Annotated in this window: 8 protein-coding genes and 1 pseudogene; 3 read left to right on the top strand and 6 right to left on the bottom strand. The window is 42.5% G+C overall.

From position 1 onward, the window contains the following. Nucleotides 1-174: 174 nt before the first annotated feature. The 4 genes from ACEW9J_RS13900 to ACEW9J_RS13885 all read right to left on the bottom strand — a co-directional run bounded on the left by ACEW9J_RS13900 (nt 175) and on the right by ACEW9J_RS13885 (nt 2,470). Nucleotides 175-870, bottom strand: coding sequence for a hypothetical protein (locus ACEW9J_RS13900; protein ID WP_373545711.1), 696 nt, complete (start codon nt 868-870; stop codon nt 175-177). 137 nt (nt 871-1,007) lie between these two features. Continuing rightward, a complete protein-coding gene (locus ACEW9J_RS13895; RefSeq protein ID WP_373545710.1) occupies nt 1,008-1,499 on the bottom strand; it encodes a hypothetical protein in 492 nt (163 codons plus the stop codon). Nucleotides 1,500-1,616: 117 nt separating this feature from the next. Next, a complete protein-coding gene (locus ACEW9J_RS13890) occupies nt 1,617-2,009 on the bottom strand; it encodes a hypothetical protein (protein WP_373545709.1) in 393 nt (130 codons plus the stop codon). An 89-nt stretch (nt 2,010-2,098) separates the two neighbouring features. Next, entirely contained in the window at nt 2,099-2,470 is a 372-nt protein-coding gene (locus ACEW9J_RS13885; protein WP_373545708.1) for a hypothetical protein, read from the bottom strand. 135 nt (nt 2,471-2,605) lie between these two features. On the opposite strand from ACEW9J_RS13885, the gene ACEW9J_RS13880 reads away from it, so the two are divergent. Further along, nucleotides 2,606-2,794, top strand: coding sequence for a hypothetical protein (locus tag ACEW9J_RS13880; protein WP_373545707.1), 189 nt, complete (start codon nt 2,606-2,608; stop codon nt 2,792-2,794). Nucleotides 2,795-2,943: 149 nt separating this feature from the next. On the opposite strand, the gene ACEW9J_RS13875 is transcribed toward ACEW9J_RS13880, so the two are convergent. Next, nucleotides 2,944-3,483 carry a hypothetical protein gene (locus ACEW9J_RS13875; protein WP_373545706.1) on the bottom strand — a complete coding sequence of 180 codons (540 nt, stop codon included), beginning with the start codon at nt 3,481-3,483 and terminating at the stop codon, nt 2,944-2,946. Between the two features lie 407 nt (nt 3,484-3,890). Between ACEW9J_RS13875 and ACEW9J_RS13870 the strand changes: the two genes are divergently transcribed. Together ACEW9J_RS13870 and ACEW9J_RS13865 are read left to right on the top strand one after the other, a co-directional pair. Next, complete coding sequence (locus tag ACEW9J_RS13870; protein ID WP_373545705.1) at nt 3,891-4,274, top strand: Rieske 2Fe-2S domain-containing protein; 384 nt, start codon at nt 3,891-3,893, stop codon at nt 4,272-4,274. A 143-nt stretch (nt 4,275-4,417) separates the two neighbouring features. Next, on the top strand, nt 4,418-4,861 hold the full coding sequence (locus ACEW9J_RS13865; RefSeq protein ID WP_373545704.1) for a hypothetical protein: 444 nt from the start codon (nt 4,418-4,420) through the stop codon (nt 4,859-4,861). A gap of 186 nt (nt 4,862-5,047) precedes the next feature. Here the strand turns inward: ACEW9J_RS13865 and ACEW9J_RS13860 are convergent. Next, a pseudogene (locus tag ACEW9J_RS13860) lies at nt 5,048-5,216 on the bottom strand (RNA-guided endonuclease TnpB family protein); the annotation flags it as partial.

Raw genomic sequence — 5,216 nt, 5'->3', positions numbered from 1 at the left:
CAGTATACGCAATCATCGACCCCATCTTAATCCAGACTTCACCGTCAAGGTTAATATCAAGCATTCGATCGGATTCTAATTCAAATAGTCCTTGCTGAAGATCTCGATCGAGTGTTTTGTTGGCAAAGGCTAATAAAGAATAACGATTCTCAGTCATATTTTTGTGCTTGTATGTTAATTTAATTCCATGCTCGGACATAATTGTGCCTGTGCTGCTTGCGCCAATAAAGCTCGATCGGGGGTGGCTTGAGGCGGCTGCACACCCCAGCACATAATTCGCTCCGTTACCTTTCGAGATAGTCGATAAAGACTACGATCGCGACCGATCGCACTGTCAAATTGGCGAATTTTATCGACCAAACTAAGTAGGATCGCTTTTTTGAGGATACTCTCGATCGAACTATAGCCAAGTCCAGTAGCCTCTTCAAGATCTCTAATTGGCACATGGCGACTGTTGAATCGACGGAGTGCAGCAATAACCAGCATTCCATTACCATCTAGACTTTCGATCCGAGATATTATCTGACGCTCACCCTCATCAAACTCGATCGCCAAACCACAGTCAATTCTGCATCGATCGTCGGTTAGGAACTTGTCAATTCTGACAGTCAAATCCTCTACACATCGCTCGCTTGCAGCCGCGACCATTTTCAGCAACACTTGTCTACCGATGGCTGCTGCTTTGACTGAATCGTCCATCAACTGCTGCGCTCCAAGCTTGACCAACAACCGCCCCTCTTGCCGTTCTAGACGGTTAAGTTCTTCTTGGTAGCCAGTTAAGGCTACTTCACCAGCAGCCAGTCGATCGCGAAGGTCGTGCTGTCGAGATTGCAGTACTTTTAACTCTGAAGAAATCGTGTCAACAGACATAGTATCAAACCATAAGTATCCGATCTTAAAGTACCCATGACGACTGCCAATATCGCTAAATTTCACGAAACGCAATCGATTTAGGCGCAACAGCTCCAGCCGTTTTAGCCCCTGATTTTACCGCCAGCAAACAGGGTTCACCCAAAAATCGCTCTCCGTAGAGGATGATCCTTGGGTAGATCTCTAATATCGATCGATCTCGATGCGACTCCTTCGATCCATTCTTTGCTGGTAACAGGTTGAATATCAAAAACGATATTGAACCCATTTACTTGGGCAATGGCAGATTTGTCAGGAATATAAATAATCAAAGCATTTTTGAGAGGATCTAATAAATGCTTGACTTTTAATACTTCCACAGAAATCGATGGGACATCAGCAAGTATTGCCGAAAGTGGCATAATATCAAAACTATCCAACCCATATAATACTACAACTTTAATCTCAGGAAAGTCATCCATCATACTGCTAGATAACAGATACTTAATCTCAGACCTGTTCGCACTGGAGATATTCAATTCATCTAGCATCCGACCGCTTGAAATAGCTTTGCGGTTTGGTGGTCGTTGGTATTGAGTTTTGTTGCTGTGACCAACGCCTAGTATTTTGCGTCTTTTTGCATCGCCCATGTTCCTAATTCTCCTTGATTTGACGATCGATCCCCTTAACCTAGTATTCCCGACAAAAGCCAATTTAACGCGATCGCCGCAGCAAACTACTCAATCTTGCGATCGCGTTGTTCGCAACTATAAATTATGAATTAATAAAAAATGGTGCATAATACTTGTCATTTTTCTAGAAACAATAATCGCTGCTAAACTTCTGAGCGTCTGTTTACTTAAAAAAATCGATAGAATCAATAGAATAAATTTTAAGATAGACTCTACAGGTAAAGCTTCACTGATAAAAATGCAGATAAAAATTATCAGAACATAGGCAACGATCGAGAAAATGTCTATAATCAATCCTTGCTTCTCGTCTTGATAGTTATCATTAACAGCAAGTAACTCTTCTGAAGTACAAGGTGGCAACAACATCAACTGCCTTTCTATATTCCGATTTTCTGCTCTGCTTCTCTTGCCAAAGAAAAATTTTATCGAATCGAGACTTTTTAGTAATAAGCTATAGCGTGGGGTCATTAATTTTAGTTGTTAAATGATTTCGATTCCGAAAGGGTAAATGACATTTCTCGAAAATTGTTTATATTTTATTCAAGGAATAGCTCTTCCTAATCTGTGCCAAATTTATCATCTGCCATTTTGGACGAGCGCATCACCGATACCAGATCGATCGACAGCTCCTCCCGACTGGGCAGTAACTCACTATTGCAAGGCTTGAGCATTACCTCCCCCACAAAACCAGTGCAGAAATACAACATCTGCAAAGTACGGATCTCGGTTTGTTGCCGCTTGGGAAACCACCGATCGATCGTCGTGGTCAGTTCCGCCACTGGTAGTAATTTGGCAAGAACGACCAATTCACGTCGCTGTAAGTCGGTCATCATCCCCCCCAAGTTATTAAACTGAGCATTTCCATCTATGACCCAATCTTCCTCACAAATATCCGTCGAGTCAAGTTGAATATAGTAGTCAATCAGCATTTTAACCAGTGACGGATCTCGCTCACAGCAGTACAGTCCTAGTTCCAAATAATCTCTGTGCCAAGCATCAGGAAGCCACGATTTATAAGACGAATTTGGCACTGGGATATTCAAATCGTACCCGACCGACTTCGGATGCTTAGGTGCATCGAGTTGTTGCAAGAATTTCATTCCACGTCCCATAAATCAACTTCTCCGCAGTTATTCCGTGCTCTCTTAGTCTTCCCACGAACCTATCGATTCATCTCAACAACAGCGATCGCGATCGCCGAACACCTCCAACGATCGATTAAAACAGGCGATCGACAACTCCAGATTTACTAATCGTTCGCCTTGGCTAGTTGAGATCGAACTCTTCTCTTACCACCCAGCCCTCTTCAAACCATAGGCATTCTAATTCAACTAACATAGAACGCCCATTGACGTAACCGCGCTTCGTCACAGGTAATCGCCCACCATTAACTTAGTTGACCCTACAAAAGATCGATCTCTACAAGTTCTAAGCAACTGTTTGGATTAACTGTTTGAACTAATGTTTTTAAAAGCGTATCTGCTTCAATAGGGCGATCGATAAAATACTTAGTCCAGCTAGTTTCATCTCGCTGAACGATACTATATATTTTTTGTACTCGGCTATTATTCTTTATTAATTCTTTATAGTACCATAATGTTACGTCATCAAGTACCCACCTAATATCTTTTGTTTTCCGACAAGTAGAAGATGAATTTACATTTGTAACTTCAGCCCGATCTTCATCTATAAAGTAACAAAGACTTAAACGATCGCGTAAAATTTGCTTGTCTGTATCGATATAAATATTGGTCTGCGGAATGTTAAGGAGCAAATTCCAAGCTAAAGGCGGTGCAGCAGTTAACCTTTCTGATTTTCTTTCGTCACAACACATGGCAATGCAATTTTCCTTTGTAGGATGTAGAAAAATATATTCAGGGAAATCGGACACGATAAGATACTTGTGAAACCAGTCCCATTCAGAAATTCTTTCAATTGCCATAGTAATGTTTCTAGATACATATCTTGAGAAAACTGCCCAGATTTCCAAAAGTCAGTCAAACTAAGCTGACCTCACTCTCTCTAGCCTTGCCACTTATAGCATTTAGAAGGAGTTTCAACCCTGCCGACTAACATAGGACTCTTTCGAGGAAGAGACAAAATCTGTTTAGAGAGATGAATAGGATTACTGCCGGACAATTAGCAAAGCACCTCTCCCCAGTTGCCCTCAATCTATACGATTTTGAAAACTAGGAATCTGAAGGGTTTAGGCATTTTCACATCGATATTCGGTTTACAAAGTATGAGTATGCCCACGGCAGTGCCCTGCCAGCTCTAGCAAAATCATCGCTTGTTTGGAAGCAGAAAAAATGTCTAAGATTGCCAGAAGATTATTACGTCCATAACCCAGTGCCTTTAATCTATCAGGCAGGTTGTCAGGATATGCGGATGACCGATCGTTATGTGTGCCCACATCAACAGCTATCGCTCAGGGGTGTGCCAGTCAATAGTGATGGTGAAATTGTCTGTCCAGCACACGGATTAAAATGGTGTACGAAAACTGGCTCGTTAATCCCTAGAGCAAAGCGGACGTTTGCATATTACGCAATTGCCTATCAACCACTGATGTACGAACGAGAGATGTTAGTCAGAGAGGCACTAGGAGTTGCACAGCCTGACTGGGTAGAGGTGGTTTGGGAGCGTTTACCCGAATCTCAACGGGTCTATTGCGATCGCTCGACCTTTGAAGCCGATCTTGCCGCCTGGGGCAATACCCCGATCTTCGCTGTCTGAATCTGCTGATGCCACTGTTCTCATTCTCCCCTCGCGATCGCCCGTTCTCTATCGCTATTAATTGTCTCGACCTCGACCGTAATTGATATTTGACAAGTGGGGGTAAGTGGGGATAAACTATATTTATTAATAACTAATAAAATATGAGTACCTTCACCTCCTATCGCAAAAATGATGTCGATCCTAGTTATTTGAAGATTAGAGGCAAATGGTTTTGCCTACATAAAGAAACCGATCCAGAGGCAATAGAATTATTAGGGGAAGTTTCAGTCGAATGTCTTGGCTATGGAGCTTATTACTTTCCCCAGCAATACTTTAGTGAAGAGGAATGGCAATTACTGTGGGGGCATAGCTTTGGTTGGTCTAGGGAACATTTGTACAAAGGTCTATTGCTACACGGTGCAAACAATTCTCAATTTAACGAAGATATTGCAAGTATTTGTAGCAGCTCAACTGGCTGGAGTCAACAAAGGCTCAATGATGAATTCAAAATATTGCCTGAAATGCAAGTGGCTATCTCAAAAACTCAAGAGGAATGCCGCGAATTGTATTGTGGTGCAAAAAAGTCTGTCAGGTTTGCGGCATAACCCTTAGCAAAGCTAATCGATCGGGATACTGTAAAGCTCATCGGGAACATTCACCCGATCGTAAGTCGCGAAAGCCGTCGAAATATCGCAAGTAATTCTTTTGGAGCTAATTAGATGACTACTGACAACTTCGATCCGATTGCGGAAATTCTTTGCTACGACTGGAATGGAGTGAACTACCCACCGTCAAGCGAGTACGCTATGACGGGGGCTCCCAACTTCAACCGGAACAGCATCCAGCAAAACCGAAGTTTTACCAGGTTGACTTACATTCCGTCCATTGGCAGACGCGCTAGTTCCTAACGCAATGATCCGCAAGGCTTCATCCCTAATATTCTTCGCTGCGTTGATATCT

Source organism: Chamaesiphon sp. (assembly GCF_041737865.1).
In the GTDB taxonomy this organism is placed as follows: Bacteria; Cyanobacteriota; Cyanobacteriia; order Cyanobacteriales; family Chamaesiphonaceae; genus Chamaesiphon.
Note: the sequence above shows the minus strand (reverse complement) of the source record. Positions and strands in the feature narration are given on the sequence as shown.